The organism is Clavibacter sp. B3I6, from assembly GCF_030816895.1.
Classification (GTDB): Bacteria; Actinomycetota; Actinomycetes; order Actinomycetales; family Microbacteriaceae; genus Clavibacter.
Genome location: NZ_JAUSYL010000001.1, coordinates 2,407,546 through 2,431,690, shown reverse-complemented (window position 1 = coordinate 2,431,690; position 24,145 = coordinate 2,407,546). Strand labels below are relative to the sequence as shown.

The following is a 24,145-nucleotide window of genomic DNA, read 5'->3' as shown; positions in this document are numbered from 1 at the left end:
GCCCGGATCAGGGGTCCAGCCTAGCGACGGGCGGTTCCGGGAGCGGGGGCGGGCGGCTCGGGGGCGGGCGGCTCGGGCGCCGGGGCGAGCCGGGCGATCATCCGCGGCGCGATCCACACGATCGCCACGACGCCGACGACCGCGCGCAGCCCCGCGAACGCGAGCACCCACCACCCGACCCCGTCGCCGCCGACGAGCAGCGCGACCCCGATGACCACGAGCGCCGCGTCCGCGACGAACGGCACGCGCAGCCAGAACATGAGGCGGCGGACGGGATCCATGTCAGCCCGCCGACCGCGGGCCGGGACGGTCCGCGAGGGGTGCGCCCGTCGGCGCGGCCCAGCGGTCCGAGCCTCCGGCCGGCAGGGAGGCGGCGGGCGCACCCGATGCCGCCCGCATCTCCCCCACCCGCCGCACCACCGGCAGCCGCACCCCGAAGACGGTGCGGCCCGGCTCCGACTCGACCCAGAGGGCGCCCTGGTGCGCCGACACGATGGCCTGCGCGATCGCGAGCCCGAGGCCCGTGCCACCCGTCGACCGGGCGCGGGATCCGTCGCCGCGCACGAAGCGCTCGAACAGGGTGTCCTGCAGCACGGGCGGGATGCCGGGGCCGTCGTCGGTGACGCGGATCACGGCGTGCGCGTCCGGTCCGGATCCCTCGACCGCGAGCGACGCCACGACGCGCGTGCCCGCCGGCGTGTGCGTCCGCGCGTTCGCGAGGAGGTTGACGACGACCTGGCGGAGGCGGGCGTCGTCCCCGGGGACGGTCACGGGCTCCTCGGGCAGGTCGAGGTCCCAGTCGTGGTCGGGGCCGGCGGCGCTCGCGTCGCCGACCGTGTCGAGCAGGATCCGCGTCACGTCGACCGGGTCCGACTCGAGCTCCCGCCCCTCGTCGAGGCGCGCGAGGAGCAGCAGGTCCTCGACGATGGTCGTCATCCGCACCGACTCGGACTCGATGCGGGACAGCGAGTGCGTGACATCCTCGGGCAGCTGGTGCGGCCCGCGCCGGGTGAGCTCGGCGTAGCCGCGGATGGAGGCGAGCGGCGTGCGCAGCTCGTGGCTCGCGTCCGACACGAAGCGCCGCACCTTCGCCTCGCTGGCCTGCCGCGACGACAGCGCCGCCGCGACGTGCCCGAGCAGGCCGTTGAGCGCGGCGCCCACCCGGCCGACCTCGGTGCGCTCGTCCGTGTCGGACGCGGGCACGCGGGCCTCGAGCGCGACGTCGCCGCGGTCGAGCTCCAGCGCGGCCACGTGGGTCGCCGTGTCGACGACCCGGTCGAGCGGACGCAGCGCCCGCCGCACGATGAGCGCGCCCACGAACGCCGCGAGCGCGAGCGTGATCGCGGCGACCACCGTGATCACGACGACGAGCTGCTCGACCACGTCGTCGGCGGGCTTCAGCGGGAGGCCCGTGACGAGGGCCGCGCCCGTCGAGGAGGTGTCGCCGACGAGCCGGTACCGGCCGAGCGCGCCGCCGAGGTCGACCGTCCGCGGCACCTCGTCGGTGGGCACGCTCTGCAGCAGCTGGCTCTGGCGCTCCGTGAGCGCCACCGCGCCCGCGCCGCCCGGCTCGCCCTCGGCCGCGTCGCGGTCGGCGATGTAGCCGCCCGTGACCACGCCGCCGACGATGGTCGCGCTGATCGTGCCGACCTGCTGCCCGAACGCGCCGAGGCCGCCGGGAGGGGCGCCGGGGAAGCTCCCGTAGTCGTCCGGATCCCGGTCCACGAAGCTCTGGGAGCGCGACGCGGTGGCGCGCAGCTGCTCGTCGACCTGCTGCACGAGCGACGCCTGCAGGGCGAGGATGCTGACCGCGCCGATGAGGATGCTCGCGAGCGCCAGCAGCCCCACGACGCTGAGGACGAGCCGGCGACGCAGGGTCATCCCGCCCGCCGCCGCGGCCAGCCGGGTGCGCAGCCGGTCGATCACTCCGCGGCCTTCAGCATGTAGCCGCTGCCGCGCACCGTGTGGATCATGGGGTTCCGGCCGGCGTCGATCTTCCGGCGGAGGTAGGAGATGTAGATCTCGACCACGCTCGACTTGCCGCCGAAGTCGTAGCTCCACACCCGGTCGAGGATCTGCAGCTTGCTGAGCACGCGGCGCGGGTTCCGCATCAGGTAGCGCAGCAGCTCGAACTCGGTGGCGGTGAGCTCGATGGGGTCGCCGGCGCGGCTGACCTCGTGGCTGTCCTCGTCGAGCGCGAGGTCGCCCACGCGGAGCACCGGGTCCACGCTGTCGCTGACCACGAGCGTCGACCGGCGGATGAGCCCGCGCAGCCGGGCGACGACCTCCTCCAGGCTGAACGGCTTGGTGACGTAGTCGTCGCCCCCGGCGGTGAGGCCGGCGAGCCGGTCGTCGAGGGAGTCCTTCGCGGTGAGGAAGAGGACGGGGATGTCCTCGGCGTCGGCCCGCAGCCGCGACAGCACCTGGAGGCCGTCGAGGTCCGGAAGCATGATGTCGAGCACCACGGCGTCCGGCTTGAACTCGCGCGCGGCGGCGAGCGCCTGGTACCCGTCCTCGGCGGTGCGGACCTGCCAGCCCTCGTACCGGAGCGCCATCTGCAGCAGGTCGGTGAGGGACGCCTCGTCGTCGACGACGAGCACCCGGATGGGCGACCCGTCAGCGCGGGTGAGGCGGGGCTGCGGGGCGGCGGCGGGCTGGAAGCCGGAGGGCGGGGTCGTGGTCACGGGATCCATTCTGCGGAGTTCCCTATGAGGCGGCTATGGACCAGCCATGGGCGGGCACAGCGTCCACCTCCGCGCGCGAGCCGGCGCTCGGCTCATGGTGTCCTCATGGCGAGCGCGGGCGGCCTCCCAGACCCGGCTGGGCGTCCGCTTGCCAGGCCTCCCTAGCGTCCGAGGACACCCACCAGGAGGACCCATGTTCGGAACGTACCTCCGGCGCGAGCTCACGCAGCGCCGGAAGCAGTCAGCCATCATCGCGATCGGGATGGCGCTCGCCATCGCCCTCGTCATCGTCGTCGACGCCGTGTCGGGAGGGGTCCGGGCCGCGCAGTCGCAGGTGCTCTCCTCCGTCTACGGGGTCGGCACCGACGTCACCGTCACGCAGGCCGCCGAGCCGCCCACCGAGGGCAGCGGCCCCGGTCAGGACTTCCAGTTCGGCGCGGAGGACGGCACTACGTCCGACGGCTCCACCGACGTCAGCACCGCGCGGCTCGTCGCCGGACGCGGCACGTCGACCTTCGACGCGGACGCCGTCGACACCGTCGCCGGCCTCGACGGCGTCTCCGCGGCGGCCGGCACCCTCACGCTCACCAACACGTCGTTCAGCGGGCGGATCCCCGGCCAGGTCGGCACCGGCACCGGCACCGACGGCGCCGCGGACGGCACCGCTCCCGGCGCGGGCGCGACCCCGCCCACCGGCGGCGCGGACGGCGCGGGCGGCAGCGCCTTCTCCGTCGACTCGTTCGGGGTGACGGGCGTGGATCCCAGCGCCGACGCCGTCGGCCCCCTCACCGCCACGACCCTCGTGGACGGCCGCGCGCTCACCGCCGACGACGCAGGATCCGACGTGGTCGTGCTCGACGAGACCTACGCGACCGGCACCGACCTGGCCGTCGGCGGCACGCTCGCCATCGCGGGGACCGACTTCGCGATCGTCGGCATCGTCGCGCCCACCGGATCCGACGCCGAGACCGCGTCGAACGCCTACATCCCGCTCGACGTCGCCCAGGCGCTCGCCGGGCTGGACGGGCAGATCTCCACCGTCTCCGTGACGGCCGCCTCCTCCACCGACATCCCCGCGGTGAAGACCGCGATCGAGGGCGTCCTGCCCGACGCGACCGTGAGCACGCAGGAGGACCTCGCGTCGAGCGTGTCCGGATCCCTCTCCACCGCGTCGTCGCTCATCGCGAGCCTCGGCACGTGGCTGTCGCTCCTGGTGCTGGCGGCCGCGTTCGCCATCGCGATCCTGCTGACCGTCTCCGGCGTCTCCCGCCGCACCCGCGAGTTCGGGACGCTCAAGGCCATCGGCTGGAGCGACCGGCGCATCGTGCGCCAGGTCGCGGGCGAGTCGCTCGTGCAGGGGCTCATGGGCGGCGCGCTCGGCGTGGTCGTCGGGCTCGGCGCGGTGCTCGTCGTCGACGTCATGGCGCCGACGCTCTCCGCGGGATCCGCGGCCGCCACCACGGGACCCGGCGGGATGCCGGGCGGTGCGGCGGGCGGCGGCTTCGGAGGCCCCCAGGTCGCCGCCGCCACGACCGACGTCGTGCTCCATGCGCCCGTCACGGCCTCCGTGATCCTCGTGGCCGTCGGCCTGTCCGTCCTCGGCGGCCTCCTCGCCGGCGGGGTCGGCGGGTGGCGCGCGTCGCGGCTCCGTCCCGCCGAGGCGCTCCGCTCCGTCGCCTGATCCACCCCACCCCACCCGCACACGGAAGGACCACCATGTACACGCTCCACGACGTCCGCAAGACCTACCGCCAGGGCGCGACCACCATCACCGCCCTCGAGGGCGTGACCCTCGAGATCCCCGACGGGCAGCTCGTCGCCATCCAGGGCCCCACCGGCGGCGGCAAGTCGACGCTGCTGCAGATGCTCGGCGCGCTCGACCGCCCCTCCTCCGGCACCGTCACGCTCGGGGGTGACGACCTCTCCACCGCGGGCGACCGCCGGCTCGCCGAGGTGCGGGCCACGCAGATCGGGTTCGTGTTCCAGGGCTTCAACCTGATCCCGACGCTCAGCGCCCGGGAGAACGTCGAGACCGCGCTCGAGCCGCTGCGCGTCGCCACCGCCGAGCGCCGGTCTCGCGCGACGGCGGCGCTGGAGCTCGTCGGGCTCGGCGAGCGCGCCGACCACCTGCCGTCGCAGCTGTCCGGCGGTCAGCAGCAGCGCGTCGCGATCGCCCGCGCGCTCGTGAAGGAGCCGACCGTGCTCCTCGCCGACGAGCCCACCGGCAACCTCGACGAGGAGACGCGTGACGAGATCATGGCCCTCCTCGAGGGGCTGTGGCGGGAGCGCGGGCTCACGCTGGTGCTCGTCACGCACGACTCCGCCGTCGCGCGCCGGGCGGAGCGACGGCTGCACATCGCCCACGGCCGGGTCACCGAGGTGCAGCCGGCCACCCTCCTGTCGCGCTGACCGCCCGGCGGACGACGACGGACCCGACGCGTCCTGCGCCGGGCCCGTCGATCGTCGCGGGTCGTGCGGGAGGGCTAGTGCCCCTCGTCCGTCGCGCGGGTGACGGGCGCGCCGTCCACCTTCGCGCGGTCCTTCTTCTCCTTGTCGCCACGGGTCTTCGCGAGGCTCGCCACGGTGGCGACCGTGATGGTCGCGCCGATGAACAGGAGCGAGAACCAGATCGGGATCTCGGGCGCCCACAGCATCGGCTCGCCGCCGTTGATGAAGGGCAGCTCGTTGACGTGCATCGCGTGCAGCACGAGCTTCGCGCCGATGAACGCGAGGATGACCGCGAGGCCCTGCGACAGGTACACGAGGCGCTCGAGCAGGCCGCCGATGAGGAAGTACAGCTGGCGGAGGCCCATCAGCGCGAAGGCGTTCGCGGTGAACACGATGTACGCCTCGTTCGTGAGGCCGTAGATGGCGGGGATCGAGTCGAGCGCGAACACCAGGTCGACGAAGCCGATCGCGATGACGCAGAGCAGGAGCGGCGTGACGAAGCGCTTGCCGTCGATCTTGGTGGTGAAGCGGTCGCCGACGAAGTCGTCGTGGACGGGCAGGATCCGGCGGGCGATCCGCACGAACATGTTGTCCGCCGCGTTGCCGCCGTGGTCGCCCTTCAGCTGCTGGTACGCGAGCACGAACAGCAGCGCGCCGAAGATGTAGAAGACCCAGGAGAAGTTCTCGATGAGCGCGGCGCCGAGGGCGATGAAGCCCGCGCGCATGATCAGCGCGATGACGATGCCGATCATCAGCACCTTCTGCTGGTACTTCCGCGGCACCGCGAACCCGGTCATGATCAGCAGGAACACGAAGAGGTTGTCGATCGACAGGGCCTTCTCCGTGAGGTACCCCGCGAAGTACTCGCCGCCGTAGCCCCAGCCGCTGGTGAGGCCGATGCCGACGCCGAAGGCGAGCGCGAGGCCGATGTAGAAGGCGGACCAGCGGGCGGACTCGCCGATGGTGGGCTCGTGCGGCTTCCGCACGTGGGTGAAGAACTCGTAGACGAAGAAGGCGATCGTGACCGCGATCGTGATGAGCCAGGTCGTGGGGGTGATGTTCACGGGGGTCTCCGGGAGTGAGGCCGACGGGATATCGGGACGGCGAGGTGGCGCGGGCCCCTATGATCCCATGCCGGATGTCCTCCTTCCGGGGAAAAGGCTGCGCCTACGCTTCCCGGCTCGCGGCGCGACCCGACGTCAGGTGAGGCTCGGTGCCGAGAACGGGTACGCGACGTACGCGAACCGCCGCGAGTCCGGCGCCCAGCTCGTGACGTTGATGGTGCCCTGGCCGCCGGGGAACGCCGCGAGGTCGCGGGTACGGTGGCTCTGCCGGTCGATGACGCGGAGGATCACGTCCCGGTCGGCCGGGTGCCCGAGCGTGCCGGGCGGGAAGCTCACGTAGACGATGTGCTCGCCGTCGGGTGACGGGTGCGGGAACCAGTTGACGCGCTCGTCGGAGGTGAACTGGTGGACGTCGGTGCCGTCGACGCGCATCGTGAAGAGCTGCGCGTGGCCCGGCAGGTCGGATCCGCGCTCGGAGTTGTAGTAGAGCCAGCCGCCGTCGGGCGAGAACTCGGCCCCGTCGTCGGGGAAGCCGTCGTCGGTGAGCTGCGTGGTGGGGCCGCCGTCGACGGGCACGAGGTGGATGTTCGTGGTCCACTCGCCGCGCGCGTCGACCTGGCCGCCGATGACGCTGAGCACGGTGCCGTCGGGCGAGACGCCGTGCAGGTAGTTCTTGAACCGGAGCGCGGGATCCCGATCGGCCGTGATCCGCCGGCCCGCGCCGCCCGCGCCGCCGTTCCAGGGGATGTCGTACAGGTGGCCGTCGCGACCGGAGACGTAGACGTGCTCGCCGTCGGGCGAGATGACGTGGTCGTTGTTGATGGGCGGGACGCCGCCGAGGTCGACGGCCTGGAAGTCGACCGCGGGCTCGGGGAGGTCCGGATCCGGGTCCTCGGCGTCGGGCGCCGGCAGCCGCCACAGCCCGCCCTCCGCGTTCACGACGAGCCAGCGGCCGTCGGGCGTCCAGTTGGGCGCCTCGATGTGCAGCACGGCCGACTCGGCGACCATGCGCTCGGCGCCCGTCTCCACGTCGACGACGAGGAGACGGGCCAGCTGGCCGTCGCGCAGCGTCACGCGGCCGATCCGGTGGAGCCGGTCGAGCCGGTGGAGCCGGTCGCACCCGTCGCGGGCGCGTCGTCGCGGTTGTTCGCGAACGCGGAGTCGAAGAGGCTGTCGGGCGTCGGCCAGAGGAGGGAGCGCACCTGCGCGAGGGCGTCCGGGGCGCCGTGGAGTCGGTCCATGCCCGCATCCTCCCACTCCACCGAAACGGGACCGTCGTAGCCGATGCTCCGGAGGGCCCGGAAGGCGCGCTCGAAGGGCACGTCGCCGTGGCCGACCGAGACGAAGTCCCAGCCGCGGCGCGGGTTGCCCCAGCCGAGGTGCGAGCCCAGGCGGCCGCCGCGGCCGTCGGACGTGCTGACCTTCGTGTCCTTCGCGTGCACGTGGTAGATCCGGTCGGCGAAGTCGAGGAGGAAGCCCACCGGGTCGATGTCCTGCCACATCATGTGGCTCGGGTCCCAGTTGAGGCCGAAGCCGGGGCGGTGCCCGATGGCCTCCAGGGTGCGGCGGGTGGTCCAGTAGTCGTAGGCGATCTCGCTCGGGTGCACCTCGAGCGCGTACCGCACGCCCTCGTCGTCGAACACGTCGATGATCGGGTTCCAGCGGTCGGCGAAGTCCTGGTAGCCGGCGTCGATGACCGACTCGGGGACCGGCGGGAACATGGCGACGTACGGCCAGATGCGGGATCCGGTGAAGCCCGTCACGCGCGTGACGCCGAGGCCCGCGGCCGCCTTCGCGGTGAGCTTCAGCTCCTCCGCCGCGCGCTGGCGCACGCCCTCGGCCTGGCCGTCGCCCCACACCTTGGAGCGGAGGATCGCCTGGTGGCGGAAGTCGATGGGGTCGTCGCACACGGCCTGGCCGGTGAGATGCTGCGAGAGCGCGTGCACCTGGAGGCCGTGGCGCTCGAGGATCTCGAGGCGGCCGCGGAGGTACGCCGGGTCCTCGGCGGCCCGCCACACGTCGAGGTGCTCCGCGGAGCAGGCGATCTCGAGGGCGTCGAACCCCCAGCCGCTCGCCAGCCGGGCCACCTCCTCCAGCGGCAGGTCGGCCCACTGGCCGGTGAACAGGGCGACGGGGTTGGTGATCTGGGGCATGGTTCCCTCTCGTCGACGGTGACGGGTGACGGCGTGGCGGCCGGAGGACGGCGCGCGGCATCCACGCTACACACCGTGCCGCGCGCCATCACGGGTCCGCGTCAGCGAAAGTTCGCCGACTGCGTGCGCTGGTACCCCGCGAGCGTGACGCCGCCGAGGAGCAGCGCCCACGCCGCGAGGATGACCAGCGGGAGGCCCATCACCGCCGTGTCCTGCCGGGCGGCCGCGCTCGTGAGCGTGCTCCACGCGCCCGTCGGCAGCAGGACCGTGAGGGACTCCCACGGCGTGCCGCTCGTGTCGCCGCCCGTGAAGAGGCCGCCCGCGAACGAGAGCGGCAGGTACACGAGGTTGGCGAGGCCGAGCGCGCCCCGGGCCGGGAACCAGTAGCCCATCGCGAGACCGAGCAGCGCCATCGGGACGGCGCCGGCCAGCACGGCGAGCGCGACGGCGGCGAGCGTGGGCGCATCCACCCGCACGCCGCCGGCGGTGAACCCGACGACAGCCACGGGGATCACGAACAGCACCCCGAAGACGCAGGCGACCGTGAGCTTCGCGGCCAGCCGGATCCACGCGGGCACCGGCGCCGTGAACAGCCACCGCTCCCACGGCGACTCCCGCGCCGACGCGACGCCGACGCCGAACTGGAACGTCACCGTGCCGAGCACCGAGAACAGCACGTAGCCGAGCAGGACGCTGAGCCGCGCGCTCGGCGCGCCGCCCTGCGGGAGGCCGACGACGACGTAGATGAGCACCGGGTACGCGAGCAGCGGCAGCACGAACGCCGGCATGCGCGCGTTCTGCGCGAGCTCGCTGACGACGTGGGCGCGGTAGATCGCGATCCGGCGCCCGGCCGTGAGGCGGGCGGGGACCGCTGCGGCGGCGGTCATGGGGCGCATCCCGCGGGATCGGCCGCGCGCGGCAGGCCTGCGTCGGGCGGCGGGCCGGCGTCGTGCGACCGGCCGGGGTCGCGCGGCCGGCCGGGGTCCTCCGCCAGCACCCGCTCGACGATCTCGCCGAGACCGGGCTCCCCCACCGTGAGGTCGGGGTGCGGGAGGGAGGCGAGCACCAGCCCCGCGACGACGTCGGAGCGGTCCGTGTCGATGACCCAGCGGATCCGCTCGCCCTCCCGGGGCTCCTCCCCCGACTCGGGCTGCGCCCCGCACGTGCGCAGGCCGCGTGCCTCGGCCGACGTCGCCTGGAAGCCGACCCGGCGCATCCCCGCGAGCCCGCGGAAGTCGGCGGCCGTCCAGTGCCCGACCACGCGGCCGTGGTCGAGGCAGACGACGGTGTCGGCGAGCGCCGCGACCTCCTCCATGTCGTGCGAGGCCAGCAGCACCGTGCGTCCGGAGTCGCGGACGGCGGCGATGGCGTCTCGCACGGCGGCCCGGCCCGGGATGTCGAGCGCCGCCGACGGCTCGTCGAGCACGACGACGGGCGTGCCCGCGGCCACCACGCAGGCGAGCGCGACGCGCCTCCGCTCGCCGCCGCTCAGCCCGCCGGTCTGGCGCGACGCGAGCCGGTCGAGGTCGAAGCGGTCGATCGCGGCGGCCGGCGTGAGGGCCGCCGCATGCGGCACGAGCGCGAGCGCGAGCACCTCGCGGACCGTCAGGTACTCGGGGAACGCGAGCGCCTGCGGCATCACCGCGACGAGCGAGGCCGTGGGGCCTCCGCGGCGGACGTCGTGACCGAGCACGCGCGCCCGCCCCGCGTCCGGCCGGCGCGTGGCGGTGAGCACGTCGATGGCCGTGGTCTTCCCGGATCCGTTCGGCCCGAGCAGCGCGTGCACGAGCCCCGGGGCGAGCGCGAACGACGCGTCGTCGAGGGCGCGCGTGCGGCCGAAGGTGCGGGTGATCCCGTCGAGCTCCACCGCGTCAGCCACGGGATGCCTCCTCCTCGGCGGGATGGGTCGGCGCGGGCGCCGGTGCAGCGCCGCCCGGACCCGCGCGCCCGCCCAGCGAGATCGCGTAGAGCGACGACTGCGTCACGCCGTCGAGCCCGAGCACGGCGTCGAGCTCGTGGTCGACGAAGCCGACCCAGCCGATCGACGGCAACCCGAGCGCCGTCGCGACGAGCAGCGCGTTCTGGGCGACGTGCCCTGCCTCGAGCAGCGTGAGCCGGTAGCCGCGCAGCCCGTACTTGGTGCGGGAGCGCTCGAAGCTGCCGGTGATCACGATCGTCACGGCCGCCTCCTCCGCCAGGGGCGCCATGACCGTCGGCGCGGCCCGCCGGAAGCGGGCGAGCCGGCCGTCCCGGTCGAGGCCGGACACGTCCACGAGCGCCTCCTCGAGCGGGTCGAGCTGGTGGATCCCCGCCGCGATCCCCTCCGCCGCCCGCACCACCACGTGCAGGTCGAGCGGATAGAGCCCGCCGGCCGACGGCACGAAGCGACCGGTGCCGCCGTCGCCGCGCGGACCGTAGGCGAGGCGCAGCACCGTGGCGAGCTCCGCGAGCGCGACGGGTGGGGCGAGGTCGGCCGCGTCCGCCGACCGCCGGGCCGCCATCGTCGCGCCGAGCCCGTGCGGGAGCGGCAGCGCGGGCGGGAGGGCGAGCGCCGGGAGCAGGCGCGGGGCGCTCGTGGCGCCGCCCGGTCCCGCGTCGATGCCCTGCGCCTCCTGCGCGAGCTGCTGCGCGTACCGGACGTCCGTCCAGCCCGGGTGCGTGATGCGGGTGATCTTCGACGCCTCGTGGAAGTCCTCGGCGAGGTCGCCCGCCGCGCGCTGGATCGCGCCGCCGACGCTGAAGATCGGGCCGACGCTGCCGGCCGCGCCGGCAGCGGATGCGGCCGCGTCGGCGGCACGGGCCGTCGCGTCCGAGCCGGCGTCCTCGCCGTCGTCGGCGCCTGCGCCGGCGGAGCCGCCCGCCGCCGTGCGTGCGGGCGCCGTGCCGATGTCGGTGATGCTCATGGGATCCTCCTGGTGGTGCCGGCGCGATGCCGCGCGCACGCGCGCGTCGACGTGGATGCGGGGCGACGGGCCGCCCTCACGGGAACGGGTGCGGGACGCCGACGAGGTGCGCCGGCCCGTCGACCGCAGGCCCGTCCCGCCATCGCCGGTACAGCCGCGGATGGCCGAGGAACCGGGCGTCGTGCCGCACGTCGAGCGCGACGAGGTCGGGGCTCAGCGCGCGCACCACGTGGTAGCCCGCGGCGCGCACCTCCGGCGCGGTGATCCCGGACAGCAGCACCTCGATCCCCTCCCGGTGCAGCCCCTCCACGACCTCTCCCCAGCTCGACGGCCCGCCCACGGACGCCACGCGCGCGCCCGACGCGTCGAGCGCGGCGGACAGCGACCGGGCGGAGGGCGGGCAGTGCAGCCGCACGTGGTCCTCGAACTCGATCACCGCGGACGGCGCGACGGGTGGCCGGGGCAGCAGCCGCAGGCACCAGTTGTGCGTGTGCACCGCCTCGCGCACGGCGTTGAGCACGGCGCGGTCGAGGCGGAAGTCGGCCGCGCACCCCACCGCCACGCCGATGCGGTCGCTGCGCAGGACCGCGAGGATCACCGGCACGTCCGCCGCCGCGTCGAGCACGCGCAGCGAGAAGGCGGCGCCGAACCGCCCGCACAGCTCCTCCAGCCGCGCGAGCTCGCGCCGGGTCGCGTCGGCGAGGCGCGGGCTGACGCGCCAGTCGAAGGCCGGCGGCGTGGATCCGCGGAGCCACGTCCGCTGGAACGCGTCGCGCTCGATGAGCTCGAGGATCGCCCGGCCCGCCGCGAAGCCGAAGGTCGGCCCGGCCGCGACGCCCGACGAGGTGGCCGGCTCCAGGTGCCGCTCGCGGTGCCCCTCGGACGCGTGCGGGTCGTCGAAGACCACCATCTGCGCGGGGACGTGCACCTCGCTCCCGCCGTGCAGCGACCGCGCCGGCAGCCAGGTGAGGAGGTCGCCCCGCTCGGCGCGCTCGAACGGGAACGCCGGATCCTCGCGCTGCGCCGGGTGGAAGCGCTGGAAGGCGTCCGGCTCCACCTGCCGCGCGTCCGCCCCCAGCGGCGCGCGGAACGCACCGCGCGCGCCGGCCAGCGAGAGCCGCTCCACGGCCTCGCCCACGCACGACCTCCGCGCATCGGCGGCGCTGCCGCCGGGCCCCATGCTGAAGCCCTCGGAGGGGATGCCCGTGAGGAAGCCCGTGTCGGCCGTCCGCGCGGAGTGCAGCGCGTCGGGGATGGCGTCCGGCGTGAACGCCATCGGGTGCGAGTAGGCGACGAGCCCGGTGTACGGGCTCACCACGTCGGCGCCCGCCGTCCTCAGGCGCGCCACGGGGACACCACCCCCGCGTACGGCCGCGGCCCGCACGTGCCGCAGCGGGCCACCCGGTAGACCGGGTGCGCCTCCGCCGACAGGACCTTCGGCTCGACCACGAGCACGGTGCTCGCGACCAGCCAGTCGCGCGCGAAGACCCAGCGGGCCGCGTAGCGCGCGGCGAAGCCGGCCGCGATGGCGTCGAGCCCGGGATCCCGCGGGATGGGCGCGACCGCGTCGGCGGCCGCCGCGTGGTCCGCGGCGAAGGGCGTGGTCGAGGCCCAGCGCAGGGCGACGCACTCGAGGCACGGCCCCTCGTCCGGCACGACCACGGGTCCGACGAGCTGGAAGCGGCCGTCGAAGGGGTGGATGGGAAGCCACGCGCGCCCGGCGGCGTGCATCCGGACGCCCACCTCCCGGAGGACCCGGCGGCTGCCGGCCGCGATGACCAGGTCGGCGTCGGCCTCGTCGGTGAGCTCCGCCGAGTGCAGCGCCTCGGCGAGGGAGGCGAGGAGGGCCGGGATGGCGTCGCCGACCAGGGCGACCCGCGCGGGGCTGCGCGGATCCCGCGGGCGGCCGAGCCCCGTGCGGTCGCCGCCGTTGCGCCGCGCCTCGTCGAGGACGTGCGCGAGCTCGGCCTGGTCGGGGTCGTCGAGACGGCCCACGGGATCGGACGCCGGGGCGTCGTCACCGGAGGACCGCGTGGGTGCGCCCACGACCACGTCGCGGACGACCAGCTCGTCGACGAGGTCGGCCACGACGGGGGCGTGCGGGCCGAAGGCGCGGTCGACGTCCGCGCGCGTGAAGGGACGGGAGAGGAGCCGCGACACCGCGGAGACGGCGTCGCCCGAGGGCAGCTGCAGGGAGACCAGCTCGCGACCGCCGAGGAGGTGGAGGGTGTCCTCCACCTCCCCGACGGCGTAGCGGGGACTCACCGAGTAGGTCGTCGACGGGTCCATGGCGGATGCGTCAGCGAGGCTGCTGCTTGCTGCTGCACGAGCAGCACGTGCTGCAGCAGAGGGTGACGTCGGCCATCACGACCTCCGCCTCCCGCCCGCGGTGCGTGATGGTGAAGCCGAACGCCTCGGCGAGCAGGGCGTCGGCGTCGAGGGCGTCGGCGCGCGCGGCGTCGACCTCCTCGACGCGCGGGGGCGCCTCCGCGAGCGCCGGTGCTCCCGTGGTGGCCGGTCCTTCCATGAGCAGGGTCATGCCGTTTCCTCTCTCCGTGCTGGTGATGGGTGGGATGTGACGACGCCTTTCTAGCACGATCCTCCGTGACCAGGGCGGAAACGCATGGCCTGTTGACAACCCGGTCGCGGCACCGGATGACCCGCCCGCGTCGCAGCCGCGGGCGTCGGATCCGGCGCGTACCCTGGAGCCCGTGACGGACGAGATGCTGGCCTTCCCGTGGGAGGACGACCTCGCCCCGGCCGCACCCGCGCCGCCTCCTCCCCCGCCCCACCTCGCGCGCATCGTCGCCCACTCGTCCGACCGCGTCGCGTGGCTCCGCGCCCGCAGCTTCGGGATCACCGCCACGGACGTCGCCCGGCTCGCGACCGACGCCTCGCTGCAGGCCGTCGCGCTCGAGAAGCTCTACGGGTCCGGCTTCGGCGGCAACCGCTACACGGACCACGGCCGCGAGCGCGAGCCCGAGATCGCGCGCTGGGTCGAGGCGGAGCACGGCATCGTCCCGAGCGCGCACCTCTTCCACGCGCCCGGCCAGCGGCGCCACCTGGCGACCCCCGACGGCGTGGGCGTGCGCGCCGACGGCCGCCTCGAGCTCGCCGAGATCAAGACCACCGCGAAGCCGTGGCGGAGCGTCCCGCGCAACTACCTGCGACAGATCTGGTGGCAGCAGTACGTGCTCGGCGCCGAGCGCTCGCTCATCGTGTGGGAGCAGCACGTGGACTTCGTGCCCGTGCACGACATCCCCAAGTGGAAGTGGATCGACCGGGACGAGGCCGAGATCCAGGCGCTCGTGACGCGCGCGAACGACCTCATCGCGCTGATCGTGCGCATGGCCAACGCCCCCGCGGGAGCCCGCGGCCTGGCCTGAGCGCCACCCCGCGATGCGCCCGCCCGCCCGCGCGGGCCCGCGCGTCAGCGGATGTGCGCGATCCGCACTCGCATCCGCTCGGCCGTCCGCCGCCACGGCCCCGTCCGATCGGGCCCGATCCGCACGCCGACCGCGAGCGCCACGGCCTCCACCACCTGCGCGTGCGTCAGCCCGTCCGTCCGCACGTGGTCGGCGAAGCGCGGACCGCGGAGCGCCGCCGTCCGCGGGAGCTGCGCCGCCGCCCAGCCGTCCGGCCCCTCGAGCCGCGTGCGCAGGCGCCGGAGCACGACCTCGTCGGACGCGAGGAGCGTCACGTGACGTACGTCGTGCCCCGCGTCGCGCAGCGCCCCGAGGATCCGCTCGTGCCGGCCCTCGTCCACGAGCGCCATCGGCACGATCACGTCGCCCGGGTGCCGGGCGAGCACGTCGAGCAGGATCCCGGTCACGGTCGGCTCCCACCACGGCGTGTCCTGGAAGTCGCCGCGGAGCGCGGGCGGCTGCATCCGGTGGATCCCGAACCCCACCTGCTCCGGGTCGGCCACGACCGATCCCGGCAGCCGCCGGCGCAGCGACGCCGCCGCCTGGGTCTTGCCGACGCCGAAGGTCCCGTTGATCCAGATGAGCACCCCGCGAGCCTGCCAGCCCCGGTGCCCGCGCGCATTCTTCTCGCCCGGGGAACACCGCGGAAACACGCCCGACTCACGCGCCGACTTCACTGGAGGAGCGGGGGCCGCGGTGGGATCCACCAGGCCGCCGCGTCCGAGGAGGGTCGCACGATGAGCCAGGTCATCCAGTCGAGAGCCGGCGTCGCCGCCGCGGCCGAGCGGGATCGGGCGGCTGCGGCCGTCGCGCTCGCGCCGCACGGGGAGACCATGCGCGCGGTCGTCGTCACCGAGACGGGCGGGCCCGAGGTGCTGCACCTCGCGGACGTGCCGATCCCGCGCCGCCTCGACGCGGAGGTGCTCGTGAAGGTCGTCGCCGCCGGCGTCAACCCGATCGACCTGCGCCTGCGCGCGGGCGGCCCCGGCGGACCCGCGCTCGGCGGTGCGCCCCACGGTCCTCGGCCGCGACTTCAGCGGCGTGGTCGTCGAGTCGCCCTACGAGGACCACGCGCTGCACCCCGGCGACGAGGTCTTCGGCCTCGCGATGGTGCCCCGCATGGCCGGCAGCTACGCCCCCTACATCGCCGTCCCGAGCGTGAGCCTCGCCCGGAAGCCCGCGCGCCTGTCGCACGTCGAGGCCGCCGCGACGCCCGTCAGCGCGCTCACCGCGTGGGGCATGGTCGTCGACATCGGCCGGGCCCACGAGGGCCAGGTCGTGCTCGTGCACGCGGGGGCCGGCGGGGTCGGCCACTTCGCGGTGCAGTTCGCGCGGCACTTCGGCGCCCGCGTCATCGCCACGGGTTCGCCCCGCAACGTCGACTGGCTCGCGGAGCTCGGGGCCGACGAGGTGATCGACCGCACGCAGGGGCGCTTCGAGGACGTGCTGGCCGACGTCGACGTGGTGATCGACCTGGTCGGCAACTGCACCGACGACACCGGCACCCGGTCCCTCCAGGTCCTCCGCCGCGGCGGCCTCCTGGTGAGCTCGCCTACGCACGGCTGGCCGACGCTCGTGCAGGACGCCGCCGCCGTCGGGGTGCGCGCGACGCATTACGAGGTGGCGCCGGACGGCCAGACCCTCGCCGTGATCGCGCGCCTGCTCGAGTCGGGCGACATCCGCGTCTACGTCGACGAGGTGTTCGACCTGGAGGACGCGGCCGAGGCGCACCGCCACATGGAGAGCGGGCACGCGCGCGGCAAGGTCGTGCTCAACGTCACGCGGGGCTGACGGCGGCGCGCTGCTGACGGCGGCGCGCGGGATCAGCCCTCCGCGGTCGCGACGAGGGGCCGCTCCATCACGTGGTCCGTCTCGACCGAGTCCGCGAGCCGGAACGACCGCGTCCCGACGACGCGGAAGCCGCTGCGCGCGTAGAACCGGATGGCGCGGGCGTTGTGCTCGTTGACGCCGAGCCAGATCCCCGCCTCCGCGTCGCGTCCCGATGCGCCCACGAGGTCGCGCGCGATCCGCAGCGTCTCGGCCATGAGCGGCCGCGCGATCCCTACGCCGCGCTGCCCGGCCTCGACGTACACCTTGCTCAGCTCGATCTCGGGCCGCAGCCGGAGCGCGCCGGCCACGTCGGGGTCGGCAGGCGGCGCGGCCACGACCATCGTGTAGCCGACCGCCCGGCCGTCGACCTCCGCGAGCACGACCCGGCGCGCGGGATCCGCCAGATGCGACGCGAAGCGCGCGGGCGAGAGGACGGTGCGGATGTGCTCGGCGATCGCCTCCGCCGTCGTCGTCGGCGGGCACGCGAGCGCGAAGGTGCGGGCGGCGAGGGACGCCACCTCGTCGGCGTCGGCCGTCGCCGCGACGCGGAACGCGGGGGCGGGAGGGGCGGCGACGGGATTCGGGGAGCTCACCCCCCGAGCCTAGGCAGCCGCGGACCCCGCAGATGACGGAAGGGCTCGCCGAGCTGTCGCACCCGCAGACGACGGAAGGGCCCGCCGAGGCGGGCCCTTCCTGTGGTGCTGGTCGTGCGTGCGCTGGCGCGCGGCGGTGCTAGATGGAGTTGACGTCCACCGGGATGCCGGGGCCGAAGGTCGTGGAGACCGTGGCCTTCTGCACGTAGCGGCCCTTCGAGGAGGACGGCTTGAGGCGGACGATCTCCTCGAGCGCGGCGCCCACGTTCTCGGAGAGCTGCTCGGGCGAGAAGCTCGCCTTGCCGACCACGAAGTGGACGTTCGCGTGCTTGTCGACGCGGAACTCGATCTTGCCGCCCTTGATGTCGGACACCGCGCGCGCGACGTCCGGGGTGACCGTTCCGGTCTTGGGGTTGGGCATGAGGCCGCGCGGTCCGAGGACCTTGCCGAGGCGTCCGACCTTGCCCATGAGCTCGGGCGTCGAGACGGCGGAGTCGAACGACGTGTAGCCGCCCGCCACCTTCTCGATGAGCTCGTCGCCGCCGACCTCGTCGGCGCCGGCGGCGAGGGCCGCCTCGGCCGCGGGGCCCCGTCGCGAAGACGATGACGCGGGCGGTCTTGCCGGTACCGTGGGGAAGGATGACGGTGCCGCGGACCATCTGGTCTGCCTTGCGGGGGTCGACGCCGAGCTTGAGCGCGACCTCGACGGTGCTGTCGAACTTGCTGGATCCGGTCTCGCGCGCGAGCTCGACGGCCTCGGAGGCGGTGTACGCCTTCGTCAGGTCGATCTTCTCGGCTGCGGCCCGGTAGGCCTTTGACTTCGCCATTCGTGTCTCCTGTTTCGAGAGTGCGGTTGATGTGAGCCTGGCTGGCTCTCCCGCGTGATGCTGGAGCGGATCCCGGACGGGATCCGCGGGTGGTGGAGGCTAGGCCTCGACCGTGATGCCCATGGAGCGGGCGGTGCCGGCGATGATCTTCGCCGCGGCGTCGATGTCGTTGGCGTTGAGGTCGGCCTGCTTCTGCTCGGCGATCTCGCGGACCTGGTCCATCGTGAGCTTCGCGACCTTGACCGTGTGCGGCGTGCCCGAGCCCTTGGCGACTCCGGCGGCCTTCTTGATGAGCTCCGCGGCCGGGGGCGTCTTGAGGATGAACGTGAACGTCCGGTCCTCGTAGACGGTGATCTCGACGGGGATGACGTTCCCGCGCTGAGCCTCGGTCTGGGCGTTGTACGCCTTGCAGAACTCCATGATGTTGACGCCGTGCTGTCCCAGCGCCGGCCCGATGGGCGGTGCGGGGTTGGCGGCGCCGGCCTTGATCTGCAGCTTGATCAGACCCGTGACCTTCTTCTTCGGTGCCATTTCTCTTCCTTCTCCTTGATTGCTAGATCGAGCGGGCCGCGCGGCCCGACCGCCTAGAGCTTGGTGACCTGGTCGAAGCTGAGCTCGACCGGGGTCTCGCGCTCGAACAGGGAGACGAGGACCGTGAGCTTGCCGCTCTCGGGCTTGATCTCGCTGATGGAGCCGGGGAGGCCCGCGAACGAGCCCTCCTTGATCGTGATGGTCTCGCCGATCTCGAAGTCGACCTCGGCCGCGATGACGCGCTGCGCCTGGCCGCCCTTGGTCGGCTGGCCCTTGACCTGCGCCACCTCCTTGATCTCGACGAGGCTCTTCAGCATGGAGAAGGCCTCCTCGAACCGCAGCGGCGTGGGGTTGTGGGCGTTGCCCACGAAGCCCGTGACGCCGGGGGTGTGGCGGACGACCGACCAGCTGTCCTCGTTGAGGGCCATGCGCACCAGCACGTAGCCGGGGATGCGCACGCGGTTGACCATCTTGCGCTGGCCGTTCTTGATCTCGACGACGTCCTCCATCGGGACCTCGATCTGGTAGATGTCGTCCTCCATGTTGAGCGACACCATGCGGTTCTCGATGTTGCTCTTCACGCGGCGCTCGAAGCCCGCGTAGGAGTGGATGACGTACCACTTGCCCGGCTTGGAGCGGAGCTCCTTGCGGAAGTCCTCGTACGGGTCGACCTCGGAGTCGTCCTCGGCCTCGTCGGGCACCAGGTCGGCCTCGGCCTCGGCGACGTCCTCGGCGGTCGCGGGCGTGACCTCGGCGGGCTCCAGCGCCTCCTCGGCTGCCTCCTCCTCGGCCTCGTCGTCGGTCGCCTCGACGGCGGCCTCGGCCTCGTCGGCGGAGTCCACGTCGAGCGCGTCCTCGACGATCGCGTCGGCCTCGGGGTCGTCGACGGACTCCATCGCGTCGAGCGCGGCCGTCAGGTCGGTCTCGACGTCGTCGCCCTCGATGTGCAGGGCGGTGTGCTCCGTCGCGTCCGAGCTGCCCTCGGATGCGGTGGTGACGGAACCCTCCTGGGCCTCGTCCACCTCGGAGGACTGCTCCGCCGCGGGGGCGAGGTCGACGTCGTCGCGCTTGCTCTCAGCCAATGGATCTACTTCCCTCGTTCTTCGTCGTGCGTTGCCGTGTGCGTGCCGTGCTGCTCCGGGCGCCGTATCGCGTGGACGCGGACCCGGAGGGATCCGCCGCGCTCCGGCCGTCCGTGCTCCGCGGCGCCCGCGATCCTCGGATCCCGTGCGCAGCCCGCCGTCCGGCCCGTGCCGCCTCCGGTGGAGGCCCTGGTGCTAAGCGCCGTTGCCGAACACCACGATGGCCAGGTACCCGAACAGCTGGTCGAGGAGCGAGACGATCACCATCATGACGACGACGAAGGCCAGGACGACTCCCGTGAACGTGAGCAGCTCCTTGCGGGTGGGGGTGACCACCTTCTTGAGCTCCTGCACGACCTGCTTGATGAAGAGCACCAGCCGGGCGAAGGGGTTGCGTCGCGCGTCCCGCTGCTCGCGAGCCTGCGCGACGATCTCCTCGCTGGGCTCGTCGACGATCTTCCGCGCCACGCGTGGGTCCCTTCCTGCATTGCTCGGCGCCTCCCGGAGTTCGGGCGAGCCGCGATGGGCCGCGTCCGTGGACGCGGATCATCTAGCAGGGCGGACAGGACTCGAACCTGCAACCTGCGGTTTTGGAGACCGCTGCTCTACCAATTGAGCCACCACCCTCTGCGTCGACATCCGCCTGCCCCCTGCGCTTCCCCACCGTGCGAGCACGGACGGAAGAAGGCGCGGAAGAGCATGGCGGAGATACCGACCCGGATGAGTGTACCAGCATCCGCGCCCGCCCGGTCGGGCCGCGCATCCGACGGCCGTCGGCATCCGCGTGGAGCCCGGCGCGGATCCCTATGCTCGGGGCATGGCCGAACCGCAGAGCACCGTCCCCCTCAGCCGCGTCTCCACCCGCATCGGATCCATCGCCGAGTCCGCGACCCTCAAGGTCGACGGCAAAGCCAAGGCCCTGCAGGCCGCCGGGCGCCCCGTCATCAGCTTCGCGGCCGGCGAGCCCGACTTCCCGACTCCCGACTACGTGGTCGAGGCCGCGGTCGAGGCCGCGCGCGATCCCCGCAACCACCGGTACACGGCGGCGGCCGGGCTCCCCGACCTCCGCGAGGCGATCGCGGAGAAGACGCGCACGTCGTCGGGCCTCGACGTGGGCATCGACCGGATCATCGTCACCAACGGCGGCAAGCAGGCCGTCTACCAGGCGTTCCAGACCCTGCTCGACCAGGGCGACGAGGTCCTCGTGCCCACGCCCTACTGGACCACGTACCCGGAGGCCATCCGCCTCGCGGGCGGCGTCGCCGTCGACGTCTTCGCGGGCGCCGAACAGGGCTACCTCGTCACGGTCGAGCAGCTCGAGGCCGCGTGGACCCCGCGCACCAAGGTGCTGCTGTTCGTCTCCCCCTCCAACCCCACGGGCGCCGTGTACTCGCGGGAGCAGACCCGCGAGATCGGCGAGTGGGCGGACGCGAAGGGCCTCTGGGTCATCAGCGACGAGATCTACCAGGACCTCGTCTACGACGGCGCCGAGGCGGCGAGCATCGTCGACGTCGTGCCGGCGCTGGCCGACCGGACGATCCTCGTCAACGGCGTCGCCAAGACGTACGCCATGACCGGCTGGCGTGTCGGGTGGATGGTAGGCCCGGCCGACGCCATCAAGGCCGCGGGCAACCTCCAGTCGCACCTGTCCTCGAACGTCTCCAACGTCTCGCAGCGCGCGGCCATCGCCGCCCTCCGCGGACCACGCGACACCGTCGACCGGATGCGCGAGGCCTTCGACCGCCGCCGCCGCACGATCGTCGCCGAGCTCGATGCCATCCCCGGCTTCGTCACGCCGACGCCGCAGGGCGCGTTCTACGTCTACCCCGACGTCACGGGGCTCTTCGGCCGCGACATCGACGGCGTGACGCCCACGACGTCCCTGGAGGTGGCCGACGTCCTGCTGGAGAAGGCCGAGGTCGCCGCGGTGCCCGGCGAGGCGTTCGGCCCGAGCGGCTTCCTGCGCTTCAGCTACGCGCTCGGCGACGAGGCGCTGCTCGAGGGCGTGCGCCGGATCCGCGACCTGCTCGCCTGATCGCCGCCCGTCCCGCGGGTCGGCCCTTCCCTAGAGGGAGAGGCCGACCAGCACGGGCTCGGGCTGCAGGATCACGCCGTGCTCGCCCATGACCCGGCCCTGCACGTAGCGCGCGAGGGCAGCGACGTCCTCGGCGGTGGCGGTGCCGCGGTTGGTGAGCGCGAGCGTGTGCTTCGAGGAGATGGCCGCGCCGGATCCCGGCAGCCGGAACCCGCGGTGCACGCCCGAGTGCTCGATGAGCCACGCGGCGCTGAGCTTCACGGCCGCGGGCTCGCGGCGGCGGCGCGCGGCGGCCTCGCGCTCGATGGCCTCGGCCACCTCCCACTGGTCGCCGAGCGGCACGACGAGGTCCTCGGGCGGCTCCTCCTGCGGCCAGCGCGGGGCATCGGCCGGCAGCGTGCGCGCGAAGGCGGCGCTGACGATGGGGTTGGTGAAGAAGGAGCCCGCGCTCCAGGTGTCGGGATCCGCGTCGTCGAGCACCATGCCCTTGGAGGCGCGGAGGGCGAGCACGGTCTCGCGCACGCGGGCGACGGGGACGCGGTCGCCGAGCTCCACGCCGAGGGCCCCCGCGAGCTGCGGGTACGCGACCGGGAGCCCCAGCGCGTCGGCTCCCTCGCCGCGGGTCAGCGCGAAGTCCACCGTGAGCACGACGCCCACGCGGCCGCGCTTGAGCGACGACGTGCGGTAGCCGAGGCCGAGGTCCGCGGCGCTCAGGCGCTCGACCCGGCCGGTCTCGTAGTCCAGGAACTCCACGCCCTCGAGGACGTCGGCCACCTCCTGGCCGTACGCGCCGATGTTCTGCACGGGCGAGGCGCCGGTGGATCCGGGGATGCCCGAGAGCGCCTCCAGCCCCGCGAGGCCGTCCGCCACGGTGCGCGCGACGAGCGCGTCCCACGGCTCTCCGGCCTGCACGCGCACGGGGACGGTGCCGTCGGCGCGCTCCTCGCCGACCTCGACGCCGCGGGTGGCGATGCGGATCACCGTGCCGGGCACGCCCTCGTCGGAGATGAGGGAGTTGGACCCGCCGCCGATGACGTGCCAGTCCTCGCCCACGGTCCAGAGGCCGAGCAGCGTGTCGACGAGCTCGTCGCGCTCGCTCACGGTCACGAGCTCCTCGGCCGGGCCGCCGACGCGCAGCGTCGTGAGGTCGGCGAGCGGGGCGTCGCGGTGGGTCTCGATCGTCACGACGGGCCTACGCCAGCCGGACCAGCGCCTGCGCGCGGCCCAGCACGGTCTTCCCGTCGACGGACACGGCGATGTCGATGCGGGCGGTGCCCGCCTCGGCGTCGATGGCGCCGACCTTGGCGACGACCGCCAGCTCCTGGCCGTCCGCGGGATCCACGACCACGGGCCGCGTGAAGCGCACGCCGTAGGAGAGGATGCGGGAGGGGTCGCCCGCCCAGTCGGCCACGGGCTGCACGGCCTGGCCCATGGTGAGCATGCCGTGGGCGAGGACGCCCGGCAGGCCGACCGACGCGGCCACGTCGTCGCGGTAGTGGATGGGGTTGAAGTCGCCCGAGGCGCCCGCATAGCGGACCAGGGAGTCGCGCGTGAGGTGGATGGAGCGCTCCGCCACGACGTCGCCCACGGCGAGGTCGGCGAGCACGGGCACGGCCGCGGCGCTCACGCGTCGTCCCCGCGGACCACGATGGTGGAGACGGCCGTGACCACGTGGGCGCCCGAGGCGTCCACCATCGCGGACGCGGCGGTCACCATGGCGTTGCCACCGAGCGACGCGACCTTGGTGACGGTGAGCGTGGCGGTGAGCTCGTCGCCCGCGACGACGGGACGCGAGTACGCGAAGGACTGCTCGCCGTGGACCACCCGGCTGAAGTCGATGCCCGCGTCGGGCTCGGCGAGGAGCTGCGCGAGCGCCGCCTCCTGCACGACCACGGGGAAGGTGCTCGGCGCGACCACGTCGGCGTGGCCCGCGGCGCGCGCGGCCTCGGGATCGAGGTGGACGGGGTGGGTGGCGCCGACGGCGCGGGCGAACTCGCGCACCTTCTCGCGTCCCACCAGGTACGGGACGGCGGCGGGGAGCACGCGACCCTGGATCTCTGGATTCACTGGCACCGGACGATCCTACGCGGCGGGCCCGCGGGAGCCCCGCGGGCGGGTGCCCCGGGCACGCGAGAGCCCCGGCCCCACTTCTCGTGGGGACCGGGGCCCGGGTTCGCGATGCTGCTTCCGCGGCGTCAGCTGCCTACTGGCAGGAGTCGCACTGCAGGAGCTCCATGGGGTCGACGGGGATCGCGTAGCCGCCGACGGTGTCGTTGTTGTCGTAGTCCATGGGTGCCTCCCGTTGTGTCGTGTCGGGAGCCGCCGGTGCGGCTCCTCAGGTCTCGGTGCTCTTCGCTCCGTGGCCTCCGGATCTCCGCCGTGGCGGTGATCCGGGGTGCTCGGCCACCCTGTGGGGCGGTGAGGTTCTCCACTATATAACCCGAACTACAGACCTGTCATTCCACTACATCTAGTGTTTCGGCGTGTCGTGGGGCCTTCCGCGCCGTCATGCGGATCCGGGCTGCGCGATGGATCCGGCGAGGCGTGCGGGCCCGGCGTGTCGCCTCCGC

The 24,145-nt window shown here is 73.9% G+C and carries 24 protein-coding genes, 1 tRNA gene and 2 pseudogenes; 5 read left to right on the top strand and 22 right to left on the bottom strand.

What is annotated here, in order from left to right:
• Window positions 1–20 precede the first annotated feature (20 nt).
• From QFZ62_RS11800 to QFZ62_RS11790, 3 genes are read right to left on the bottom strand one after another with little or no spacing between them, the layout of a single operon-like run.
• Complete coding sequence (locus tag QFZ62_RS11800) at window positions 21–281, bottom strand: hypothetical protein (protein ID WP_307505920.1); 261 nt, start codon at window positions 279–281, stop codon at window positions 21–23.
• A 1-nt stretch (window position 282) separates the two neighbouring features.
• Complete coding sequence (locus QFZ62_RS11795; protein ID WP_373425979.1) at window positions 283–1,881, bottom strand: ATP-binding protein; 1,599 nt, start codon at window positions 1,879–1,881, stop codon at window positions 283–285.
• A 41-nt stretch (window positions 1,882–1,922) separates the two neighbouring features.
• A complete protein-coding gene (locus tag QFZ62_RS11790) occupies window positions 1,923–2,693 on the bottom strand; it encodes a response regulator transcription factor (RefSeq protein ID WP_307505914.1) in 771 nt (256 codons plus the stop codon).
• 184 nt (window positions 2,694–2,877) lie between these two features.
• On the opposite strand from QFZ62_RS11790, the gene QFZ62_RS11785 reads away from it, so the two are divergent.
• Both QFZ62_RS11785 and QFZ62_RS11780 read left to right on the top strand, forming a co-directional pair.
• A complete protein-coding gene (locus tag QFZ62_RS11785) occupies window positions 2,878–4,365 on the top strand; it encodes an ABC transporter permease (RefSeq protein ID WP_307505911.1) in 1,488 nt (495 codons plus the stop codon).
• A gap of 35 nt (window positions 4,366–4,400) precedes the next feature.
• On the top strand, window positions 4,401–5,093 hold the full coding sequence (locus QFZ62_RS11780; protein ID WP_307505908.1) for an ABC transporter ATP-binding protein: 693 nt from the start codon (window positions 4,401–4,403) through the stop codon (window positions 5,091–5,093).
• A gap of 74 nt (window positions 5,094–5,167) precedes the next feature.
• On the opposite strand, the gene QFZ62_RS11775 is transcribed toward QFZ62_RS11780, so the two are convergent.
• The 9 genes from QFZ62_RS11775 to QFZ62_RS11735 form a co-directional block, all read right to left on the bottom strand.
• Window positions 5,168–6,196, bottom strand: a complete 1,029-nt coding sequence (locus QFZ62_RS11775) for a TerC family protein (protein ID WP_307505906.1) — start codon at window positions 6,194–6,196, stop codon at window positions 5,168–5,170.
• Window positions 6,197–6,331: 135 nt separating this feature from the next.
• The gene (locus QFZ62_RS11770) at window positions 6,332–7,270 is read right to left on the bottom strand and encodes a biopolymer transporter Tol (protein ID WP_307505903.1); all 939 of its coding nucleotides are present in this window, start codon (window positions 7,268–7,270) and stop codon (window positions 6,332–6,334) included.
• Complete coding sequence (locus tag QFZ62_RS11765; RefSeq protein WP_307505900.1) at window positions 7,267–8,349, bottom strand: sugar phosphate isomerase/epimerase; 1,083 nt, start codon at window positions 8,347–8,349, stop codon at window positions 7,267–7,269. The genes QFZ62_RS11770 and QFZ62_RS11765 overlap by 4 nt, the downstream gene beginning before the upstream one ends.
• A 101-nt stretch (window positions 8,350–8,450) precedes the next feature.
• A complete protein-coding gene (locus QFZ62_RS11760; RefSeq protein WP_307505897.1) occupies window positions 8,451–9,236 on the bottom strand; it encodes an ABC transporter permease in 786 nt (261 codons plus the stop codon).
• Complete coding sequence (locus tag QFZ62_RS11755) at window positions 9,233–10,228, bottom strand: ABC transporter ATP-binding protein (protein WP_307505895.1); 996 nt, start codon at window positions 10,226–10,228, stop codon at window positions 9,233–9,235. The genes QFZ62_RS11760 and QFZ62_RS11755 overlap by 4 nt, the downstream gene beginning before the upstream one ends.
• Window positions 10,221–11,252 carry a SagB/ThcOx family dehydrogenase gene (locus QFZ62_RS11750; protein WP_307505892.1) on the bottom strand — a complete coding sequence of 344 codons (1,032 nt, stop codon included), beginning with the start codon at window positions 11,250–11,252 and terminating at the stop codon, window positions 10,221–10,223. The genes QFZ62_RS11755 and QFZ62_RS11750 overlap by 8 nt, the downstream gene beginning before the upstream one ends.
• Before the next feature lie 76 nt (window positions 11,253–11,328).
• Window positions 11,329–12,600 carry a YcaO-like family protein gene (locus QFZ62_RS11745; RefSeq protein WP_307505889.1) on the bottom strand — a complete coding sequence of 424 codons (1,272 nt, stop codon included), beginning with the start codon at window positions 12,598–12,600 and terminating at the stop codon, window positions 11,329–11,331.
• On the bottom strand, window positions 12,588–13,541 hold the full coding sequence (locus QFZ62_RS11740; protein WP_307505886.1) for a TOMM precursor leader peptide-binding protein: 954 nt from the start codon (window positions 13,539–13,541) through the stop codon (window positions 12,588–12,590). Before QFZ62_RS11740 ends, QFZ62_RS11745 begins: the two co-directional genes overlap by 13 nt.
• A gap of 10 nt (window positions 13,542–13,551) precedes the next feature.
• Window positions 13,552–13,791 carry a hypothetical protein gene (locus tag QFZ62_RS11735; protein ID WP_307505883.1) on the bottom strand — a complete coding sequence of 80 codons (240 nt, stop codon included), beginning with the start codon at window positions 13,789–13,791 and terminating at the stop codon, window positions 13,552–13,554.
• A gap of 184 nt (window positions 13,792–13,975) precedes the next feature.
• Here QFZ62_RS11735 and QFZ62_RS11730 point away from each other — a divergent pair, with 184 nt between their 5' ends.
• The gene (locus tag QFZ62_RS11730) at window positions 13,976–14,638 is read left to right on the top strand and encodes a YqaJ viral recombinase family protein (RefSeq protein ID WP_373425978.1); all 663 of its coding nucleotides are present in this window, start codon (window positions 13,976–13,978) and stop codon (window positions 14,636–14,638) included.
• A 44-nt stretch (window positions 14,639–14,682) separates the two neighbouring features.
• On the opposite strand, the gene QFZ62_RS11725 is transcribed toward QFZ62_RS11730, so the two are convergent.
• The gene (locus QFZ62_RS11725) at window positions 14,683–15,264 is read right to left on the bottom strand and encodes an AAA family ATPase (protein ID WP_307505878.1); all 582 of its coding nucleotides are present in this window, start codon (window positions 15,262–15,264) and stop codon (window positions 14,683–14,685) included.
• A gap of 246 nt (window positions 15,265–15,510) precedes the next feature.
• Between QFZ62_RS11725 and QFZ62_RS11720 the strand changes: the two are divergent.
• Window positions 15,511–16,468 (top strand): annotated as a pseudogene (locus QFZ62_RS11720) (NADP-dependent oxidoreductase).
• A 32-nt stretch (window positions 16,469–16,500) separates the two neighbouring features.
• Here QFZ62_RS11720 and QFZ62_RS11715 read toward each other — a convergent pair.
• From QFZ62_RS11715 to QFZ62_RS11690, 6 genes and pseudogenes are all read right to left on the bottom strand, one after another.
• Entirely contained in the window at window positions 16,501–17,100 is a 600-nt protein-coding gene (locus tag QFZ62_RS11715) for a GNAT family N-acetyltransferase (RefSeq protein ID WP_307505874.1), read from the bottom strand.
• Window positions 17,101–17,239: 139 nt separating this feature from the next.
• A pseudogene (gene rplA / locus QFZ62_RS11710) lies at window positions 17,240–17,927 on the bottom strand (50S ribosomal protein L1).
• Window positions 17,928–18,026: 99 nt separating this feature from the next.
• Window positions 18,027–18,458 carry a 50S ribosomal protein L11 gene (gene rplK / locus QFZ62_RS11705; protein WP_012039476.1) on the bottom strand — a complete coding sequence of 144 codons (432 nt, stop codon included), beginning with the start codon at window positions 18,456–18,458 and terminating at the stop codon, window positions 18,027–18,029.
• A gap of 53 nt (window positions 18,459–18,511) precedes the next feature.
• A complete protein-coding gene (gene nusG, locus QFZ62_RS11700) occupies window positions 18,512–19,540 on the bottom strand; it encodes a transcription termination/antitermination protein NusG (RefSeq protein WP_307505872.1) in 1,029 nt (342 codons plus the stop codon).
• A gap of 195 nt (window positions 19,541–19,735) precedes the next feature.
• Window positions 19,736–20,008: a preprotein translocase subunit SecE gene (secE, locus tag QFZ62_RS11695; protein WP_307505869.1), complete on the bottom strand. Its 273-nt coding sequence runs from the start codon at window positions 20,006–20,008 to the stop codon at window positions 19,736–19,738.
• Between the two features lie 86 nt (window positions 20,009–20,094).
• Window positions 20,095–20,167: transfer RNA gene (locus QFZ62_RS11690), tRNA-Trp, on the bottom strand.
• 190 nt (window positions 20,168–20,357) lie between these two features.
• Here QFZ62_RS11690 and QFZ62_RS11685 point away from each other — a divergent pair.
• Complete coding sequence (locus QFZ62_RS11685; RefSeq protein WP_307505866.1) at window positions 20,358–21,575, top strand: pyridoxal phosphate-dependent aminotransferase; 1,218 nt, start codon at window positions 20,358–20,360, stop codon at window positions 21,573–21,575.
• 30 nt (window positions 21,576–21,605) lie between these two features.
• Here the strand turns inward: QFZ62_RS11685 and QFZ62_RS11680 are convergent, their stop codons facing one another.
• Genes QFZ62_RS11680 through QFZ62_RS11670 form a run of 3 tightly spaced genes read right to left on the bottom strand, consistent with a single transcriptional unit; the run spans window position 21,606 to window position 23,648 of the window.
• Entirely contained in the window at window positions 21,606–22,760 is a 1,155-nt protein-coding gene (locus QFZ62_RS11680) for a UDP-N-acetylmuramate dehydrogenase (RefSeq protein ID WP_307505864.1), read from the bottom strand.
• Between the two features lie 7 nt (window positions 22,761–22,767).
• Window positions 22,768–23,202 carry a MaoC/PaaZ C-terminal domain-containing protein gene (locus tag QFZ62_RS11675; RefSeq protein ID WP_307505862.1) on the bottom strand — a complete coding sequence of 145 codons (435 nt, stop codon included), beginning with the start codon at window positions 23,200–23,202 and terminating at the stop codon, window positions 22,768–22,770.
• Window positions 23,199–23,648: a MaoC family dehydratase N-terminal domain-containing protein gene (locus QFZ62_RS11670; protein WP_307505859.1), complete on the bottom strand. Its 450-nt coding sequence runs from the start codon at window positions 23,646–23,648 to the stop codon at window positions 23,199–23,201. The genes QFZ62_RS11675 and QFZ62_RS11670 overlap by 4 nt, the downstream gene beginning before the upstream one ends.
• Window positions 23,649–24,145: the final 497 nt, after the last annotated feature.